The sequence below is a fragment of the Eubacterium sp. AF16-48 genome (genome assembly GCF_003479405.1).
Lineage (GTDB): Bacteria > Bacillota > Clostridia > Lachnospirales > Lachnospiraceae > Eubacterium_G > Eubacterium_G segne.
Genome location: NZ_QUHB01000002.1, coordinates 209,210 through 229,561 on the forward strand (window position 1 = coordinate 209,210; position 20,352 = coordinate 229,561).

Consider the following 20,352-nt stretch of genomic DNA (forward strand, 5'->3'; position numbering starts at 1 on the left):
TTCAATGATAACCTGATAAATGAAATGTATTATGTATTTATCAAAGGAAAGGAAGAGATAAATATGGATAGAATTGAAATCAAGGGAAAAGTCAATACAGCAATTTGTTACGCAAAGGTAGTTGAGAATGAAGCAATTGAGCAGATAAGAAGAATGTGTGATTACCCAATGACGGAAGGGGCAAAAATAAGAATTATGCCTGATGTTCATTCCGGAAAAGGATGTACCATAGGAACTACCATGACCATAAAAGACAGGGTAGTTCCTAATGTGGTTGGTGTTGATATCGGCTGTGGAATGTATACAGTGTGCTTAGGAAAGGGTGAAATTGACTTTGCAAAAGTTGACGAAGCAGCACATTTTATTCCGTCAGGAGGTAATGTGTGGGAGGGAAGAATAGAGAGATTTGACCTTACCAAATTAAAATGTTACAGAAAATTAAAGGATACAAGAAGACTTGAAAGGTCATTAGGCACATTAGGAGGGGGAAATCATTTTATTGAAATTGATGAGGCATCAGATGGAAATAAATATCTGATAATACATTCAGGAAGTAGAAATCTGGGAAAACAGGTGGCTGACTATTATCAGAATCTGGCGATAGATTTAGACAAGGGATTAGAAACTTATTTTGTGGCAAGAGAGGAATTGATTAAAACATATAAAGAGCAGGGAAGGAGAAAAGAAATTCAGCAGGCTTTAAAGGAGCTGGAGAAAACACGTTATGAAAATGAGCCACAAAATCCTGAAGATTTATGTTATTTATATGGAAAGTATATGGAGGATTATCTTTTTGATGTGGAAATATGTCAGAATTTTGCCAAAAGAAACAGGGAAAAAATGGCTGAAATTATATTAGAGAGGACAGGTATGACGGGAAATAATGCTTTTCATACAGTTCATAATTATATAAATACTGAAGAAATGATTTTACGAAAAGGTTCAATAGCTGCCCACAAAGGGGAAAAGGTATTGATACCTATTAACATGAGAGATGGCTCGGTTTTAGCTGTGGGAAAGGGAAATCCGGAATGGAATTATTCAGCACCTCACGGAGCAGGAAGAATTATGTCAAGAACAATGGCAAGGGAAAAATTGTCTATGGAGGAATATGCTGCATCTATGACGGATGTATATACAACATCAGTGTCAGAGGCAACATTAGACGAAGCACCAATGGCGTACAAATCATTAGATGATATTATAGATGTAATAAAGGAGTCGGTGGAAATTATGGAGGTAATGAAACCGGTGTATAATTTTAAGGCGTAGGAGAAGAATATGAGGGAAATTATATTAGAGGAATTACGGAAAATAGAAGAAGTAGAAAAAGTGAAAATTATAATGGCGGTGGAATCCGGTAGCAGGGCGTGGGGATTTGCCTCACCGGATAGCGATTACGACGTTAGGTTTATATATGTACGAAAACCGGAGGACTACTTAAAGTTAGAGGGAAACAGGGATGTAATAGAGTGGAAATTAGATGAGGTATTAGATATTAATGGATGGGATTTAAGAAAAGCGTTACGGTTACTATATAAATCAAATCCCACAATATTCGAGTGGAGTGCATCGCCTATTGTATATTGGGAAACAGAGGATTTTAAGAAATTAAAAAAATTACTTCCCCGGTATTTTTCAATGAAGAAAAGCCTTTATCACTACCGGAGTATGGCGGAGCGTACATATATTGAGCATTTGCAGGGAGAAGAGGTAAAGGCAAAGAAATATTTCTATTCCATGAGACCGTTACTTGCTGCAAAATGGATATTAGATAAAAAATGTGCGCCACCAATGTTGTTTGAAGAGCTAATGGAGGCAGAGTTAGAGGAAATTTTAAAACCAGAGGTAGAAAAATTATTGAAAATAAAAAGGGATTTGACGGAAATGGGGATGGTAAAAAAGAATAAAATTATTGATGAATATATTGAAAAATCCATAACAAAAATCGAGAGAATCGCAGAAAATATGGAGAATGAATCAGTGGAGTGGAAATCACTTAATGACTTATTTTTGGAAATGATTCAGTGGTAATAGGGAAGGGCGTATCTTGAATGTACACTAAAAGCATACATTAATTCGACAAAAATTTTTTTAGTTTTTTTTTGTACACAAATAAAGGATATTAAGGTGAAACAAAATCAGTTATACTTAACATAACAAAGGAAAAAGGAGAAAAGTTATGAAGAGTGCTGATAAAGAAAAGATGGGGGCTTATTTAAAGAAACTTATAGAGGAACGATATCCATCACATAGGAAATTTGGGAAGGCATATCTTGAGGCAATAGATGTTCAGGTAAATGATGAAGAATTAAGGAAAATAAGTAATAAACTTTCACAAATAATTAATGGGAAAAAGGGTATACAGCTTGAAGACCTTATGGTATTTACAGATTTGCTGGGGGTATCTTGTGAAGAGATTATTACCGGGGGCAATTACTTTGTACCGGTGGCTAGTCATATGACAAACTATGAAATTGCCTTTACAGATGATCCTCGTGTTTGGAAAAAATATATGGAGCGGGAAGATAAGATATTTTTAAATAGTGATGAATATGGAAAAACAGTTATTGAATACGCTTTAGAATTTAAAAATTATAAGTTTATGAAATATCTTATGGACGAGGGATATATATGGCTTGTGGATAACAGTGAATGGAAAAATTTTGGATATTCATATGGTGCAGGTACAAGTGTGAAGAAGCGTGACTTTAGAGATTATGACACAAGTGTACCATTTTTGATTTATACTCAGGATAGAATACGGACTCAGACAATTGCACTGGCAATAGAAAATAATGATTTGGACATACTCGATACCCTTTTGGCAAGGGACAATCCATTTTTACATGTTGCTGGTACTTTGGGATTTGCCTATGGTTTGGAGCGGTACTATAATGCGGATTTAATGAAAGCGGTTTCTGAATCCGACCAAAAGGTTTTGGATTATTTATCAAGAGAATTTGAAATTAAAGATATATATAACAATGAGAATACATTTATTTACCCGTATATGGGGGAACTGATTGATATAATGCTTAAAACTAACAGAAAAGAAGTAGAGTTGTTAATTAGAAGATCATTAAAACATAATAAGGAAACACTTAAAAAGTTAGAAACAATGATTAGGGATGCGTATCAGAGTGTGGGTGAAAACTGTGATTGGTTAGAAAAAGAGTCTGTTATGGAAATGGCGTTAAGATGTTTTAGGTTTGATAACGAGAACAAAATAGTAAATTATATTTATCATAAAGAAAAACAGTCTAGTGAAAAGATAGTTACAAATATTGTTTATATTTCTGAAAAATCATCAGCACCATTAATAAATGAACTGATTTCTGAAATAAATGAATTATATTCCCGGATTTCATCTTTGGGGGATAAATCATTAACAAAGCAGATTATTAATTGGATTGAAAGTAAAGAGTGGTAAATTTATTGGCAGTCAGAAAAGTTGTGAATCTTATATATTCGCAACTTTTTTCTTTATATAAAAAAACACTTGACTTAGTATCAAAAAGATGATAAGTTATGCATAAACATAACATCAATTTGATACAAAGAAAAGGAGATATGAGTATTATGGAAAAAAATAAGAAAAAAATATTAATTGTGGTGGATATGCAAAAGGACTTCACATCGGGAGTGCTGGGAAATGCTGAATGTGAGGCTGCTGTGCAGGAAGTGGTAAAGGTAATTAATTCAAACCAATACGACGAAATATATCTTACAAGAGATACTCATCATAATGATTATCTGGAAACTCAGGAGGGTAAAAATCTGCCGGTGGAGCATTGTATTGAATTTTCAGATGGATGGAAAATTCGTCAGGAAATTATGGAAGCTGTTAAAGATAAAAAAGTTGAAATTGTCAACAAGCCGTCTTTTGGTTCTCTTTTCCTTGCAGAGGAGCTTAAAAATAAATATTTTAATGAAATGGAAAAGGTTGAAGTTACTCTTGTGGGGGTATGCACGGGAATATGTGTTATTAGTAATGCAATGCTTATTAAAGCCACGTTGCCTGAAACTAAAATAAATGTTATTGAAAAGGCATGCGCCTGTGTAACGTTAGCTTCCCATAAAAATGCAATTGAGGCAATGAAAATGTGTCAGATTAACATAATTTAATGGGAACAAATAAGAAATATTTAAATGAATTAAAAGAAAGAGGTTAGTATTATGGAACAGATTATTAATAGTTTATTGGAAAATGATTTATATAAATTTTCAATGGGTCAGGTAATTTACCACCAGTTTAGTGATTACAAAACAACATGGGATTTTAAATGCAGAAATAAGGATGTGTATTTTACATCTGAAATGGTGGAGGAAATAAAGGAGCAGATTAAGTTATATTGCAATCTTAGATTTACGGAAAATGAGCTGGAATATCTTCACAGCATTAAGTGGTTAAAGGGTTCATACGTTGATTTTCTCAGATTGTGGCAGCCAAGATATGAAGATTTTGAGATAACAACAGATGCAGATTGCGGATTGACCATTGAAACAAAGGGAACATGGCTTAATACATCAATGTATGAAATTCCTGCATTGGCTATTGTAAATGAAGTTTATTTTAGAATGGCTTATGATTATGATGAATTATTTGAAAGCTTTAAGAAAAGACTTGATGAAAAATGTGAAAAACTGAAAGACGGAAAGTTGGAATTAGGCAATTTCTCAGAATTTGGTCTGAGAAGAAGATTGTCTGCTAAAGCTCAGGAAATAGCAATTGAGAAACTGGCTGATTTAAGTGGTAAAATGCATGGAACTACTAAGTTTATTGGAACAAGTAATGTATACCTGGCAAAGAAGTACAATCTTACTCCTGTAGGAACTATGGCTCATGAATGGATTATGTGTGTAGGACAGGGAAATCATAAACACAATCCGGCATATTCAAACTGGTATGCTTTGGATGCATGGGTTAAGGAGTACGGTATATTAAACGGTACTGCTTTAACGGATACAATTACAACGGATTGCTTCTTAAAGGACTTCCAGCTGACTTATGCAACTTTATTTAGTGGTGTAAGACACGACAGCGGAGACCCTTTTGAATGGGGAGAAAAAATGATTAAACATTACAAGAACCTTGGAATTAATCCGCAAAACAAAACTTTGTTGTTTAGTGATTCGCTTGATTTTGAAAGAGCTGATAAATTATACAAATATTTTAGTAAAAAGATTAATGTTGCATTTGGCATTGGCACATATATAAGTAATGATACTGATGTACCGGCACTTAATATTGTAATGAAAACCACAAAGTGCAATGGAATGGATGTGGCAAAAATAAGTGATACTCCGGGAAAAGGTATGTGCAGAAATCCAAAATACGAACATTATTTAACAAGATGCATAGATTGGAGAATGCAAAATGACTGAGAAAGATTTTTTGAAGGAATATGACATAACAAAGTACGACAGACCATCAATTGCCACGGATATTGTATTGTTTACACTGGATAATTCAATTAAAAATGCCAAAAAAGTCAATGTTGGACCGTTACAGATATTATTGATAAAAAGAGCTTCTAATCCCTTTAAAGGTCAGTGGGCATTGCCCGGTGGATTTTATGAGAAGGGTGAAACATTGGAGGAGGCGGCAGCACGTGAACTTTACGAAGAAACTAATGTAAGAAATGCGTATCTTGAAAATACTAAAACCTTTAGTGAAACAGGGAGAGATCCCCGTGGATGGATTGTGTCAAATGCTTTTATTGGGGCAATAAATAAAAGTGACTGCAATTTAAGAGCAGATTCTGATGCATGGGAGGCAAAGTGGTTTAATTTATCTGAAGAAAAAGAGGCAGGAGAAAACTGTACAGTGTACAATTTGAATTTAACTGCTGAGGATGATTCCTGTAGCATAAACATAGTGGTAAAGTGTGATAAAACCATGGAAATGGGCAGGGTAAAGCATAAATGGAGCATTTGTAAATCAGATAATCTTGGATTTGACCATGCATTAATTATTACGGAGCTGTTTCAGAAACTAAAGAATGGTATTCTTAGTGATATAAGATTATTGTTTGAGTTTGTTCCGGAAACATTTACTGTGGGGCAGCTAGAGGCCACATACAAGGCGATATTTAATATTGACGGAAAGGTTCCTAATTTTAGAAGAAAGATAGGTAACTATATTGTTGAAACCGATGAGTGGGAAAGGGAAACATCTTATAGACCGCCAAAGCTGTGCGTAAGGAATATGGAGGTTTTTTGAGGGAAAATAGATTATGAAAGAATTGTTTTGGGATATAAGCACTAATTTGTCAGACAATATCTGACAAATTAGGATGGTCGTATATATGTGAACTAATTACAATTGATGATTTAAAACGCTTAGTGGATAGAATTATTAATGAAGCTGGTGAATAGAACAATTATTTGTATTGCAGGTTTCATTTATGGATAGACAGTTGGGGGTGACTGTCTATTTTTTTACAAAAGATTTTCAATTAAAAGGTATAAATTGAGCCCCATCCTACATAAAAAGTAGAAGACGAAATATGGTAATATATGGTATAATTTGAAAGTATTAAAAAATGAGTCTTGAAAAAAGTATGAATAATTAGCTTGACATGACAAGAGAGGAAAATGAAAATGAGCAGAAAAGAAAATATTCTAAATGCATGGATTATGGTGGAACATTTAACTGAAGGAAATATAAATATAAGAGATAAATCAATTAAATCATTTGACGGAAAAACAGATTTTTATAGTATGTTTGCTCAAAAAATACAGGAAAGAAAATTCGATAAAAATCAAAAAGATGCAGGAATAGTTGTTTACTTTGAAATCTTTGGGTTTAACGAAGTGGTAGAGATAATTCGCAAAAAATATAATTTAGAACCTACGGATGAGGAAATTAGAGTTGGAGAAAAATTTAGTTTTGCATTAGGATTCGATAAGAATTTAGCATTACGGGAGGACCTTACATTTGTTACCATAAGCACCTATATTCGTAATTTTAAAGAAATTCCAATAAAAAATACATTTAATGAATATGAGCGTGAGTTTAAAACACAGATTTCACAATTATTTATGGAAGATGAGGATGAAGAAAATATAGATTTTATTAACAAGAAAGTAAAATTCAATGATGCAATGAACTACATCATAAATAAGTATGAAGTCAATTTGAAAAATTGTAGATTCCAGTTAGTAAATAATTTAGACACCGATGCAGCAAATATGCATTCATTTTTTGTGGAAGATTTGGAAAGGGCAAAGAAAGATTGTTCTTCCAATTTGGATAGGTATCTTCTGGGAAAAGCAAATAAAAGAATCAATTTGGATAGTAAAAATACGTCAGTTAACTTTAATCCTGATATTTTTGAAAAAATTCTACAACCTAAAAATTATCCCATTGCCAGATTCCCGAGTAAAACAAAATATTCTCTTAGTTTTATGCAACAGGTTGCTGTTAATCTTGCAATTGGCTATGACAACAGTCAAATAAGAAGCGTTAATGGACCACCGGGAACTGGAAAAACAACCCTGTTAAAGGATATTTTTGCGGAATTGCTGGTAAGACAGGCATACGAAATAGCTAATTTATCTGATAAAGTTATAAAGGCAAATCCAACAAAGGGATATTATGAAAATATATGTATTGGGAAAATGCCTGAAAATATTGCTGAAAATAATATTATTGTTGCAAGTTCTAATAATAGTGCCGTCCAAAATATTGTTAATGAGCTTCCACTTATACAAGGAATAGACGATAAATTTGTAGAGGAATTAAAAGAAGCCGATTATTTTTGGGAGATTGCAAATTCAGAATTGTCGTCAGAATGGATAGAGGATAAGGAAAGCGGAAAAAAGCAAGAGAAACTTATAATGAAAAGAAATCCGGGTGAAGATATGTGTTGGGGGACTTTTTCTCTTGAAGGGGGAAAGAAGAGTAATATGGCAAATATTATCATGAATATTAAGCACATGCTTAATCATTTGGAAAAAGAATATATTTCAGACAAAGGAGTATATGAGAAATTTTTAACTTACTATAATCAGGTAGAAAATATTAGGCGAAAAGCACAAAGATATTATAAAAATATACAAGAATATGAAAAATGCTGTATTTTATTAAAAAAATTACAGGAGAATTATAAAAAGACTAAAGAAACAAAGAGAGTTGAATTAGAATGTAAATTGGCTCAATATAGGGAGATGAACAAGGAAAAAAGTCTGGACATTGATGATTTAAAAAAACAGTACGAAGATATAGAACAGAGCAAGGAGATGGTTGATAAAAACAGACAAAGTATAGAATGGTGCATACAATTATTATTAAACCGGAAACCACGATTTTTTTCATTACCGAAAACTAAAAAGGAATATAAGAAAAAAACAGGAGAGGTCGGTCAGCGACTTGAAGAGTGCATAAGTCAAAGCGAAGAGATTGAATGTGAGAGAAGAAAGATAAATTCAAAAATTCAGGAACGTCAAAATGAATTAGATGAATTGCTTTCAAAGGAAAAACAAGAAAAATGTATATTTGATGAGTGGATAATAAAGCAAGAGGGTGAAATAACAAAGGTTGAAGAAAAATGCAAAAATTATAAAAATACAATAAGTGATAAAAATTTCAAGAAGCTTGATATGGGCTTAGAATATGAAGAATTACAATTGTCTAATCCATGGTTTGAGGAAATATACAGAATTGCTCAATCCAAATTATTTATTGCGGCGCTAAAAGTAAGAAAGCAATTTTTGTATGATAATTTGAAGAGTATAAAAAAAGCCATAATGGTATGGAATAGGCAGAAAGAGGGAATATATGAAAAGACCTTGGTTTTGTCAGCATGGAACTGGATAAATATGGCGATACCTGTAATAAGCTCAACATTTGCCAGTTTTTCACGGATGTGTGAAAATCTTGGAACATCAACATTGGGACATTTATTTATAGATGAGGGAGGACAGGCATTGCCACAGGCAAGTGTAGGAGCCATAAATCGCAGCAAGCACATTATGGTGTTAGGAGATCCAGAACAAATAAAGCCGGTATTAACATTAGATTCTAATGTATTAGCAATGCTTGGTGAACATTTTAATGTGAGTGAAAAATATTTATCAGGCACAGCATCGACACAAACCCTTGCAGACGAAATAAGTAAATATGGATTTTATAAAGAGCAGGATGAAGCATGGGAGTCATGGGTTGGAATACCGTTGTGGGTTCATAGAAGATGTAAAAGCCCGATGTTTAAAATCTCCAATAAAATTTCCTATAATGGCTATATGGTTCAAGGTGTTGAAGGAAAGGGAAAGGTGGATTGGTTTGACATTGGTGGAACGGCAAGTGACAAATATGTTGAAGAACAGGGAAGATTTCTGTTGCGAAAAATAGAGGCAATGATTCAAAATGACAAAAAAATAATAGACAGAAATGAAAAAGATACGATATATGTAATTACTCCGTTTGCAAATGTTGCATATCAACTGGCAAAACTATTAAAGAATATAGAGTTTACCAGGTATGATGAGAAGAATAAGCCTACAAATGTTGGAACGATTCACACTTTTCAGGGAAAAGAAGCACCTATCGTATTCCTAGTATTAGGTGCTGATAAAAACAGTAGAGGAGCTGCAAGATGGGCAGTGGAAGAACCTAATATGATGAATGTTGCAGTAACCCGTTCAAAAGAAGAATTTTATATTATTGGTGACAAAAGATTATATTTGGATTTGGGCAGTGATGTTGTTAGAGATACATATAGTATTATTAAAAATTATAATACTCATCAGATGGACAACAAGGTAGGGGATAAGAGTGCATCTGAAATACAGGTCTGAATATTAAGGATGAATAAGATATTTTGTAGACATAATTTGCAGACTATATTAAAATACAGTATATTATGGTTTATTTTGCCATTGGAGGAAGTGAATAAATGGAAACATATTATTTAATTGATTTTGAAAATGTTCATAATGAGGGCATTGCCAATATTAAAAGTATGACTAAAACGGATCACATGCATATTTTTTCAACACAAAATGCTACAAATATAAATAAAGATGTATTTTGGATTAATGGAGATATTAAATCTCATTTAGTACCTGCTAAAAAGCAATCATTAGATATGCATTTGGTATCTTATTTGGGATATTTGTTAGGTATTCATGGGAAAGATTGTTGTTATGTGATTATTAGTAAAGATAAGGATTATGATAATATAGTGAAATTCTGGAAAGAGGAAGGTTATCAGAATATTTCCCGTAAGGAGAAGTTGCCTGGAAATGAACCTGTTCAGAAGAAAACAAAACAGGCAGGTTCACAGCCTAAAAGTAATTCCCAAACTGCCAATGGCAGAATTAGTGCCGGTATGGCATATAGGCTTGATGGAAAGGATAGATGTGAGTTAAATATTTTTATACAACACAATCTTGTTAATAGGGGATACGATCACAGCTCAGCAAATCGGATTTGCAAGTATGTAGTAACTCATTGCAATGATGAAAGAATGTTAAGTGGAATACACAATGATATAAAGAAAGATTTTGAAAACTATTCAGATGTGTATGGAGATATAAAGTCAATTCTTGAAGATTTTGTGCAATCCAAAAACAAAGATACAAAAAGGGAGTCGCGGGTTCGTTCTTTTTTCGGGCAGCATTTTAAGAAAAAAGTATATACAGATTGTAAAGAGGAAATTATACAAACTATCCTGAATGCGGAATCAAAGCAACAGGTGAACAATGGTTTGTCTAAGTTATATACGGACGGAGAAGTGGTTTCCCATATCTATAAAGTGGTACAACCTTTGATTAAGGAGCTGCCGGGAAAGTAAATGACTTTCATATAGAAAAATTATTAAGGATGACAAATTAAAGATAAAATAATATTAAACTAATAAATACATAAACTTGACAAATAAACGACCGTTTACTAGAATAAAAGTGAACGGTCGTTTATTTACATATGGAGGTAACTGAAAATGAGGAACAGAAAAGAAGAAATATTAATTGTGGCACTTCATTTGTTTGCGAGAGATGGTTATGAGGCAGTTTCTGTAAGTCAGATAGCCGGAGCATTGGGCATAACAAAGGGAGCGTTGTATCGCCATTTTAAAAGTAAAAGAGATATTTTTGATTGCATTGTACAGCGTATGGAACAGGAAGATAGTGAGCAGGCGGCAGACAACAATATGCCTGAAGATAATAAAGAAAGTATGCCGGAGAAATACGAGACTATTTCTTTGGAGGATTTTATTCAATATAGTAAATCTATGTTTGAGTATTGGACGGAGGATGATTTCCCTTCATCTTTTAGAAAGATGCTGACAATAGAGCAGTTTAGAAGCGAAGAAATGCAGAAATTGTATCAACAGTACCTTGCGTCAGGGCCTGTCTCATATGTAAAGGATTTGTTTGCTGTCATGAATATTGAGAATGCTAATGAAAAGGCAGTTAGATTCTATGGAACCATGTATTTTTATTACAGTGCTTATGATGGCGCAAAAGATAAGAAAAAGATAAAAAAAGAATTTGAATCAGCTATATGCAGTATGGCGAAGGAAATTGAAATTAAGCAATAAATTCGGCATTTGTGCCGGAACTTGACTTTGTTATGTATAAGGATGGGGAGTTAATAGGACAGAATATGTTTATGAAGGCAACTATAGCAGCAGATGATGGAAGAAAAATCCCAATTATGACTATGGGACCAATTTGCATAAAAAATGAATTTAAAGGTAAAGGATATGGAAAAATGTTGCTTGATTATTCCTTGGAAAAAGCAGCAAATTTTGGCTGCGGGGCATTATGTTTTGAAGGGAATATTGATTTTTACGGCAAAAGCGGCTTTAAGCAGGCCAGTGAGTTCGGAATACGTTATTATGGATTGCCGGAGGGAGAGGATGCATCATTTTTTTGCTATGTAAAATACATTTGACATGGTAAATCTATCGTATGTAAAGTATTTTTGATAGCCAAAAACAGGCTTGGGGGTTAATATTAAGTACGCAAGGGAGGTAAAGAAATGGAATTGGGAAAGCAAATAAAAACATATCGTCAGGAAGCAAATATGTCTCAGGAAGAATTAGCTTATCGTGTTTATGTTTCCAGACAGACAATTTCAAACTGGGAAAATGATAAATGCTACCCGGATGTTAAGAGTTTAATCTTATTGGGGGAAATTTTCCATGTATCTCTTGATAAATTAATTAAAGGAGATGTTGATATTATGAAAGAAGTAATCAAAAAAGAAGAAGTTGAAAAAATGAATCGGTATGGAGTCATCTATACGGTGGCCCTGGGCATTACTGTTGTATCAGCGGTACCATTATTTATATGGCTTGGCATATGGGCATTTATTCCATGGGGAATTATTTATGCGGTTGCTTTATATTGGGGGATAAAGGTGGAAAAAGTGAAGAAAAACAATGACGTCAAAACATATAAGGAAATTGTTGCATTTTCCGAAGGAAAATTGCTGGATGATATACAAAAGCAACGGGAGATAGGTAAGCGTCCATATCAGAAAGTTTTAATAGTTGGTGCAAGTGCTGTGATTACCTTTGTTATTTGTATATTAATTGGATTGATTATGAATGCTTGGGAAAATTAGGAGGGAAGAGTGAGACAGCGGATAAGGGGGTGAGATGTGGAACTGATGAAATTACATAGGAAAGAGAGGAATGATGTAAGGTGAGAACTTAAAAATCGGAGACTATGAAGAAAAGTCTGTAAATTAGATTCTTTTATGATAATGATAGGCGAAAGGCTTGAAAAATCAGCTTTTCGCCCTTTGTTTATATATAACAGTTACTAAAACGCATGTCAAGAGCAGGCGTTTCTGCCGCCTGCTTTGCGATGGAATATTGCCTATTCTGGAAGGCGTCCTTCGTACATAATACTTAGTTCTCCAATTACAGAGAACAAGTCAGATGCAATATATCATTGAAAAGCCTAAGACAGAAAGTGGCGAGAGATATGTTCCAATGTCTGGTGAGGTGGCGGCTTGTTTCAAGAGAATACTTAAGGGCAGGGTCAATCCCAAAGTTGAACCGATGGTTGATGGAATGACAGGATTTTTATTCCTTGATAAGAATGATATGCCTATGGTGGCATTACATTGGGAAAAGTATTTTCAGCATATTCGGGAAAAGTACAATAGCATATATAAGGTTCAGATGCCGCCAATCACACCGCATATGTGTCGTCATACGTTTTGTTCTAATATGGCTAAGTCGGGAATGAATCCGAAGATACTTCAGTATATTATGGGACACTCGGATATCAGTGTTACGATGAATACCTATACTCATGTTAAATTTCAGGATGCACAGGAAGATTTTTAAAAAGCAATTAATTCATAATGACCTGATGAAAATGAGAGAAAAATGGCTGAATGCCAGTATATATATTAATCCCCAATTTCTTACCTGTCGATTCCCAATGGCAGATTTGCCTTTGGTGCAGACTTGAAATTTACCAAAGTTTTTACCAAAATTGATGACAAAAAATATGCAAAGATATGCCAAAATATGCTAGAATAAGTGAAAAATGAAGAAAGGTAAAAAGGCTTGAAAAGCCCGAAAATACTGGAAATATGAGAAAAATCAAGATTTTATTTATCTGCCACGGCAGGAGACTAACTTCTTGTTAAAAGTGCTTTATTTACTAGGGTTTGAGCGATACAGCATTGGATTTTAGCCCATTTTTAGGACAAATGAACAGAGAGCATCGGTATGGAAAATAGAATATTAGGACATCTAAATAAGTCCATATACTTGTATTTATTATGAGTATGTGGGCTTATTTTAGTGCCTTAAAATCGAAAGACACACAAATACCCACTAATGGTCATAAAGTGCCTATATGAGCCACAGAGAGCATCACAGAGCCTTTATATGACCTAAATAAGAAATACGCATTTCATTGGCATAAGTATGGAAGGAGGTGAGACATTTGAAAATATCAGAGTTGCAATCTATCTGTAAATATGACGATAGTATTATGGAAGAATTTAAACAATGTCATCCAAAGCAGATTATAAGTGAGGATATTTATATTCCAATATGGAAGGTGGAATATAAATATAATACTGCTCGTGGTAATCCTAAGACAGCCACAAAATATATATTTTTAGAAGAAAGTGCATGGGACATGGTTGATAATGAATTTATGAGCCATATAAAATCTATAAATGAAAATTATCCAGAACGAAAGCTATCAAACGTAGAAATTCTTGATGCTGAGTTTATGGGTAAAGTATATATATCTCTTGAATAATTATATGTTTTTCAATCGTATTAAAATCCCTGTAAACAGGGTTGTATAGCGAGATGCCGTGTATTACCCACGAAACATAGTGACAATTTAATAATGGTTAAAACGTAAAATCTTTCACCTTGACCTAAGATAATTGGTTTCTAAGAAAAAGATAGACTCCTTTAACAGATTGGTAAAATCTAAAAGTTAAAGGAAAGATTACGGTTGAATCCAATATACAATGAGTATATAAAGTTTTTAAGAGATATGTCAGGTGAAAAGTTGCCTGAGTTTAAAGAAGGTTATTTTTGGCTTGATAAACAAATCATAAAAGGATTTGATTTACAAGGTCATGAACACAAATTTTATAGAGTAAAAGTTTCAGATAATTTAGAAACTGTAGAAGTAATAAAGCTAAAAAATTATGACAATATATCGGATGTGGATTTAGCAAGTTGGCAAGATTCAATCGAATTACAGAAAGAACATCTAACGCAGCTTGAAGCTGATTCATTAGAACTAATCAAAGAAAAGACAGAGAAGTTTAATACATATACTTCAATAATTCCTGTTTCTATGGGTAAGGATTCAATGCTTACCTGTCATCTAGTCAGAAAATTATATCCAGAAACAAAAGCAATATTCAATAATACTTCACTTGACTGTGCTGATACATACAGAATGGTTAAGACTTTCCCTAACTGTGAGATTATGAATCCTGAGAAGGGATTTTACCAATATATTAAAGAACAAAATATTATATTTAATAGAATTTCTCGTGGTTGTTGTAGAATCTTCAAAGTAGGTGAAATGGTTAGGCGTTTAGACCATAACAAACCATATTTAATGTGGATGGGTATGCGAAATGAAGAATCTAATACTAGAAGCGGATATCAAGATGAATGGGTAAACGAAGCTGAATGGGGAAATACATGTTGGCAGGGAATACTACCAATAAGAAAATGGGACGAAATAGATGTCTGGTTATATACAATATGGAAAAATATTGAAATAAATTCAAAGTATAAAAAGGGATATTCAAGGGTTGGCTGTGCCATATCGTGCCCTTACTACACCAAATCAACGTGGATTCTTGATAAATATTGGTATCCAACAATGAGAAATCGTTGGGAGAATATTTTAAAAGAAGACTTTATAAGTAATTCAAAATGGTTAGTTATGAATTGTACAGTAGATGAATATATCAATCAAGCTTGGAATGGCGGTGTGTTTAGAGACGAACCAACAAAAGAGGTTATTGAAGAGTATGCCAAGTATAGCAATTTAGATAAGAGAGTTGCTGCACAGTATTTTAATAAATATTGTGATAATGGATGTAAGTCTCAATCTGGTAAGTTGAAGCGAATTAAAGCAAAGGATGTTATTGGTATGAACTTAAAATATCATGGAAGGAATATCAATAAGTTTTATTGTAAAAAGTGTCTTATGAAAATGTATAACATGGATGAAGAAAAATGGAACAAACAAGTAGAAAGTTTTAAACAATCAGGATGTGATTTGTTTTAATTTTATAGTTCTTTTGTTAGCAAAGAGTATTTGAATGTTTGGAACAGTAACAAAGTATTTTAGAGACAAAGGTTATGGATTTATCCGTGGACAGAATGGTAAATCATATTTTATCCATAAGTCAAATTTAGATGGTGAATATATTGAATCAGGATATTATGTGTTTTTCAGACCATTTGTAACTGACAGGAGCGATTATAACGCAAAGGATATTTCTGTAATTGATGCACCAGAGAGGAGCAGACAGCATGGCAAAAGTAATAGATAATATGGATGATTTGGCTATTGCATTGCAACCAGTAATGAAAAAGATGGTTGATGGAATGGCGAATAGAGTATATGAGACATTGAATTTCTTTCTACAGAGATATTACGATTCATATGATCCGATTTTCTATCGCAGACAATATGATTTTTTGAGGTCAGGTTTTAAGGTTGATGCAAGAATTGTCAGAGGTAAGGCGGTAGCATCGGTTTATATTGATGTGGACTATATGAGTAATTACTATGGTGTAACTGGTCAACAGGTCGCAACATGGGCGAATGAAGGTCTGCATGGTGGGAAGAATTTAGCATCTAATACACCTCATGTATGGGATGTAACGATGGCAAATACTGTTGATAATGGAGCATTGGTAAGAGATGCAGTTGCTTATTTGAGAAGTCAAGGGTTCACAGTCAGAGTATAAGGAAGGAGAATTATAATTATGACAAATAATGAAATATGGGAAAATATTAGACATAACAATATGAAACGTGATGGAGTAAATAATCCTATCAAAGTTGATAATTTTGTTTACGAAATCTATTCATTAATGAAAGAACGAGATTTTTCAATTATCGAATCTGACGAGATTGTAAAGTCCCTGTCTGGTCTAATTGAAAATGATAAAAAGTTAATATTGAGAGAACCACTAAAAACAGTGGAGAAATATAATAAAGAGGGCTAATTCAGAACGTAAGTTTACAACATTTTAAGGAAGGAGGGGGAATACAATGAGATTACTTAAACAGGATGTAATAAACAAATTAGCTGAAAAGACAGGCTTATATAAAAAGGATGTACGAGCTGTACTAGATTCATTTCATGAATTAGTTTATGAAGAATTAGATGCAGATAATTCGATTCTTATCACAAATCTTTTTAAGGTTGAACCAATAACAGTTGATTCAAGAAAAAGATACAGTCCGTATGTTGATGATAATTACTATATTGAGAAAGAACATAAGACAGTAAAAATCACACCAGCTTCAAATCTATTGGATAGCTTAAAGAAAGAGGAAGAGTAATGGGTAAGATTTTACATATCAAGGATGCTTATTTTGAGTTACCAGATAAGCACAATGATGATATAGGGTGCATGGTTACATTACTTGGTCTGCACCTACAACAGAATAAGGATATTGCTGATAGTGAGCAATGTAAAATTGAATATGAAGTGATTGAGAATGTGGAAGAAAAAGGGGATATAATAAGAATGGAAGTTGATTCAATATTAACAGATAAAGAAGGTAATTCAATTATGGTTAAATCGGTACAACCAGAGTATATGTTAGATTCTATACTATAAAAATGGGGAACGATTAATCGTCGTTCCCATTTTCAGTGTTATTGTTTGAATTTGATGTTGGTTTGAAATTGAAAGTTTCAGTTATATATTCTGGTTGTGGTGTTGAAACTGAAATTGACTCTCCGTTATTATTAGTTAAATTAATATCGGTATTCATTTTGATAATATCATCATCTGACATTGATCTCACCTCCTTGAATGTGTATTTGCTGTATGCTTTCTTGAACATGTTTTGATTCATAATAATTAATAGAAACATTGATTGCAAATGTAATAAATGTAATCAAAAAGGTAGCCATTATTAAACGAATAAGATAATGGTGCTTTTTATTTTTTATTACATTAAGTTCACGATTTTTAATTGCATCGTTGATAAATCTTTCTGCCATTTTTTGTTCAAGTAATTTATTGGCTTGCTCACTTTGCTCTGGCTTGACGGAATTCAAAACATTAGTATTTTGAATCGCAATAGCTTTTATAGGAAAAGTTGGTCTGTCATAGCCAGAATAAGTTTTGAAAAACATAAAAATACAAACAATAAACATAGCAGTATTTAGTATACAAAATATAAAATATATGCATGTATACCAACATGAATTGTATTCTTTGATTTGAGTCCAAAGATATATTAGTGCACTACCAAGAACCGTTAAAAACGTAATGCAGGTTGTTATTTTATTATTTAATCTATCATTGAATTCAATTTCTTTATAATACAAATCTTTGTATTCTTCTAAAAGGTTAATAATATATCACCACATTTCTTCTGTATACAAATAATTATAATAAATAAATTATCAAATGTACAGACAGAACGTAAGTTTTGAAGTAATCGGCAGACATACACCGATTCTAAACAAATGTATGGATATTTCCCAACAGGCAGGAAGTAAAAGAAAGTCTGTATCAGAGTTCAAGAATATCTAACGTGCAATTCTGCACATTTTCCAATAAGAGAAATTGAATAACACGACTGCTGCATATAGCAGTTTATTAGGGTGCGTCATTTATGTCGCACCTATTTCTTGACCTCTGGTTTATCAAAAAGGAGGAAAATGATTAGTGAAAATAAGATTAAATGTATGTATTTCAATAAACGATTCAATGAGAAACCACAGGGAAAACAATGTGGATGGGTGCAGAAAAGTTTAATTGAGACAGAAATTGCAATAGAAGATTTGGCAGATGCTTTATGTCATGGAGCATCATTTAAGCCAGGAGTTTTAGTTGGTGGTATGAAAGCTGATAACTGGACACAGCAACAGTTATTTGGCTTGGATTTTGATAATGGAATGTGCATAGAAGAAGCATATAACAAGGTCATTTCTCTTGGAATTGTACCATGTTTTATGTACACCACATTTTCATACAAGGAAGAACATCATAAATTCCGCATGATATTCTGCAATGATACAGTTATTACAGATGGCAGTATCAGAGATAAATTACAAGCTACACTTATGGGTGCGGTAGGTGGAATTGATGAGGTATGTTTCAATAGAGATAGATTGTTTTTCGGTGGTAAGGGGAATGAGGTATTATATCCATCTTATGACAGTAGAATCAATGCAGAAGCAGTTATTGATAAATACTGGAAAGATGAATATGAGCAATATATATCAAATGCACAGCCAAAATCAAAGAAGAAGCCTGCTGCAAAAAAGGAAAAAGCTGATATAGAGGTAAAGCCTGTATATGAAAACTTAAATGTCAAAGCAATTAAGGAGCATGATGTTGAATATTTGCGTACAGTATTAGCACATGAACCGATTGAATTTGATACAAAAAATGAATTTTGGGATTATATCTACTTGGAACTGGATATTGCAGAGCTGATAGATATTGATAATCCGAGGTCTTTTTGCTGTATTCTGCATGAAGATCATAACCCTTCTGCAAACATCTTTACTACGAAAAATGGAGTTCAAAAGTATAGATGTTGTTCTGAAAATCTTACTCTTAACATAAAACAGTTGATTGAAATGTTAGGAGATTTCAAGTCTGAATTTAAAGCAATTCAATTCATAATGGATATTTATAATCTGTCCATAAAGGAATCACAATGGAGCATTGAACAGCGTGAAAACATAGACATGATGATAAGTAATATCACTCTGAATAAATTTCAAGAGCTATGTCCACAGGCTGATAAAAATATCAAATATGCAAAGGACACATTTCTTATGATGCTGTCTATTGCACGAAACAATATTTATAGCGAGAAGTTTTCTAATGACGATGGAGAAATAATCTTTTACGTTACCAATAAAAAGTTGGCTGAATACATGGGAAAAGGTAATAGCCAGAAGAAGATTGACAAAATCAATAAGTATGTGAAAATGCTTATCTATCACGATTTAATACGAATATTAGATAATGACCAGATACCAAAGGAATTATTGAAAAACGCATTAAAATATACGAATGGCAATAAGAATCGTGTCAATTTCTATGCTATTCCATCATGGGTAGTACAACAGTTGAAAACAATAGAAGATAACGGAATCCGTTGGAAAGATAAAGGTTATAGAATTGGTGGTGTATCGTTTGATATGTTCTATCGTTCTGAAGGTTTTGAGGTAGCCGCCTCATTATATCCACAGTATAAGAAAAAGAAAAATGAATATGGTGAGATTGTAAACAGAACTACTACAAAGGCTAGTGATGAGCGTACATTGAAGATTTCAGAAGTGATTTTGCATTGTATTCAAAGAAAAGGATATTGTACCGAGAAAGAAGTCGTTTATATTCTTGGTAATGAGTACAGATACGAAGTCACAGAGACACAGATTAAGCGATGTTTAAATGAGATTATGGATTGTTATGGATTGAAGAAAGTCAAAGCTAATAAGGTATTAAAGGAACAATTTGATATAAAATCAGACGGTTATCCCTACATAATAATTGAAGATGAGATGTAAGGGTAGGTAAAAGGGTAGGGTTGTAACTAAGATATATATATGTTACTACCCACCCCTTTTACCCCTATTCGATATTGATTGACTGAAAGACAGTATGAATTTGATTC

22 protein-coding genes are annotated in these 20,352 nt (G+C 33.1%); 20 read left to right on the forward strand and 2 right to left on the reverse strand.

The window, feature by feature from the left end; translation table 11 throughout:
• Positions 1-63: 63 nt before the first annotated feature.
• The 19 genes from DWW68_RS03340 to DWW68_RS03435 all read left to right on the forward strand — a co-directional run bounded on the left by DWW68_RS03340 (position 64) and on the right by DWW68_RS03435 (position 17,324).
• Complete coding sequence (locus DWW68_RS03340; protein WP_118588852.1) at positions 64-1,272, forward strand: RtcB family protein; 1,209 nt, start codon at positions 64-66, stop codon at positions 1,270-1,272.
• A 9-nt stretch (positions 1,273-1,281) separates the two neighbouring features.
• Positions 1,282-2,034: a nucleotidyltransferase domain-containing protein gene (locus DWW68_RS03345; RefSeq protein ID WP_118588853.1), complete on the forward strand. Its 753-nt coding sequence runs from the start codon at positions 1,282-1,284 to the stop codon at positions 2,032-2,034.
• 148 nt (positions 2,035-2,182) lie between these two features.
• Positions 2,183-3,433, forward strand: a complete 1,251-nt coding sequence (locus tag DWW68_RS03350; RefSeq protein WP_118588854.1) for a hypothetical protein — start codon at positions 2,183-2,185, stop codon at positions 3,431-3,433.
• A gap of 149 nt (positions 3,434-3,582) precedes the next feature.
• Positions 3,583-4,128, forward strand: a complete 546-nt coding sequence (locus tag DWW68_RS03355) for an isochorismatase family protein (RefSeq protein ID WP_118588855.1) — start codon at positions 3,583-3,585, stop codon at positions 4,126-4,128.
• Positions 4,129-4,179: 51 nt separating this feature from the next.
• Complete coding sequence (pncB, locus tag DWW68_RS03360) at positions 4,180-5,388, forward strand: nicotinate phosphoribosyltransferase (protein WP_118588856.1); 1,209 nt, start codon at positions 4,180-4,182, stop codon at positions 5,386-5,388.
• Positions 5,381-6,226 (forward strand): NUDIX domain-containing protein, encoded by an 846-nt coding sequence (locus DWW68_RS03365; protein ID WP_118588857.1) that lies wholly within the window; start codon positions 5,381-5,383, stop codon positions 6,224-6,226. Before pncB ends, DWW68_RS03365 begins: the two co-directional genes overlap by 8 nt.
• A gap of 374 nt (positions 6,227-6,600) precedes the next feature.
• Complete coding sequence (locus DWW68_RS03370) at positions 6,601-9,804, forward strand: AAA domain-containing protein (protein ID WP_243053008.1); 3,204 nt, start codon at positions 6,601-6,603, stop codon at positions 9,802-9,804.
• Positions 9,805-9,902: 98 nt separating this feature from the next.
• Positions 9,903-10,802, forward strand: coding sequence for a PIN domain-containing protein (locus DWW68_RS03375; protein ID WP_118588858.1), 900 nt, complete (start codon positions 9,903-9,905; stop codon positions 10,800-10,802).
• A 147-nt stretch (positions 10,803-10,949) separates the two neighbouring features.
• Positions 10,950-11,549, forward strand: coding sequence for a TetR/AcrR family transcriptional regulator (locus tag DWW68_RS03380; RefSeq protein ID WP_118588859.1), 600 nt, complete (start codon positions 10,950-10,952; stop codon positions 11,547-11,549).
• A 71-nt stretch (positions 11,550-11,620) separates the two neighbouring features.
• Complete coding sequence (locus DWW68_RS03385; RefSeq protein WP_243053010.1) at positions 11,621-11,905, forward strand: GNAT family N-acetyltransferase; 285 nt, start codon at positions 11,621-11,623, stop codon at positions 11,903-11,905.
• 87 nt (positions 11,906-11,992) lie between these two features.
• Positions 11,993-12,580 (forward strand): helix-turn-helix transcriptional regulator, encoded by a 588-nt coding sequence (locus DWW68_RS03390; RefSeq protein ID WP_118588860.1) that lies wholly within the window; start codon positions 11,993-11,995, stop codon positions 12,578-12,580.
• Positions 12,581-12,899: 319 nt separating this feature from the next.
• Complete coding sequence (locus DWW68_RS03395; RefSeq protein WP_347497876.1) at positions 12,900-13,313, forward strand: site-specific integrase; 414 nt, start codon at positions 12,900-12,902, stop codon at positions 13,311-13,313.
• A 610-nt stretch (positions 13,314-13,923) separates the two neighbouring features.
• Positions 13,924-14,247, forward strand: a complete 324-nt coding sequence (locus tag DWW68_RS03405; protein ID WP_118588861.1) for a hypothetical protein — start codon at positions 13,924-13,926, stop codon at positions 14,245-14,247.
• Between the two features lie 246 nt (positions 14,248-14,493).
• Positions 14,494-15,753: a phosphoadenosine phosphosulfate reductase family protein gene (locus DWW68_RS03410; RefSeq protein ID WP_147365733.1), complete on the forward strand. Its 1,260-nt coding sequence runs from the start codon at positions 14,494-14,496 to the stop codon at positions 15,751-15,753.
• Between the two features lie 34 nt (positions 15,754-15,787).
• Complete coding sequence (locus tag DWW68_RS03415) at positions 15,788-16,021, forward strand: cold shock domain-containing protein (protein WP_118588863.1); 234 nt, start codon at positions 15,788-15,790, stop codon at positions 16,019-16,021.
• Positions 16,002-16,442 (forward strand): hypothetical protein, encoded by a 441-nt coding sequence (locus tag DWW68_RS03420; protein ID WP_118588864.1) that lies wholly within the window; start codon positions 16,002-16,004, stop codon positions 16,440-16,442. The genes DWW68_RS03415 and DWW68_RS03420 overlap by 20 nt, the downstream gene beginning before the upstream one ends.
• Positions 16,443-16,460: 18 nt before the next feature.
• Positions 16,461-16,703 (forward strand): hypothetical protein, encoded by a 243-nt coding sequence (locus DWW68_RS03425; RefSeq protein WP_118588865.1) that lies wholly within the window; start codon positions 16,461-16,463, stop codon positions 16,701-16,703.
• A gap of 46 nt (positions 16,704-16,749) precedes the next feature.
• On the forward strand, positions 16,750-17,043 hold the full coding sequence (locus DWW68_RS03430) for an HU family DNA-binding protein (RefSeq protein WP_118588866.1): 294 nt from the start codon (positions 16,750-16,752) through the stop codon (positions 17,041-17,043).
• The gene (locus DWW68_RS03435) at positions 17,043-17,324 is read left to right on the forward strand and encodes a hypothetical protein (protein ID WP_118588867.1); all 282 of its coding nucleotides are present in this window, start codon (positions 17,043-17,045) and stop codon (positions 17,322-17,324) included. The genes DWW68_RS03430 and DWW68_RS03435 overlap by 1 nt, the downstream gene beginning before the upstream one ends.
• Positions 17,325-17,337: 13 nt before the next feature.
• Here DWW68_RS03435 and DWW68_RS13365 read toward each other — a convergent pair whose 3' ends face one another.
• Both DWW68_RS13365 and DWW68_RS03440 read right to left on the reverse strand, forming a co-directional pair.
• The gene (locus tag DWW68_RS13365) at positions 17,338-17,505 is read right to left on the reverse strand and encodes a hypothetical protein (RefSeq protein WP_158576793.1); all 168 of its coding nucleotides are present in this window, start codon (positions 17,503-17,505) and stop codon (positions 17,338-17,340) included.
• Positions 17,495-18,043, reverse strand: coding sequence for a hypothetical protein (locus DWW68_RS03440; protein ID WP_118588868.1), 549 nt, complete (start codon positions 18,041-18,043; stop codon positions 17,495-17,497). Before DWW68_RS03440 ends, DWW68_RS13365 begins: the two co-directional genes overlap by 11 nt.
• Before the next feature lie 336 nt (positions 18,044-18,379).
• On the opposite strand from DWW68_RS03440, the gene DWW68_RS03445 reads away from it, so the two are divergent.
• Entirely contained in the window at positions 18,380-20,245 is a 1,866-nt protein-coding gene (locus DWW68_RS03445) for a HAMP domain-containing histidine kinase (protein ID WP_118588869.1), read from the forward strand.
• The last annotated feature ends 107 nt before the right edge of the window (positions 20,246-20,352 follow it).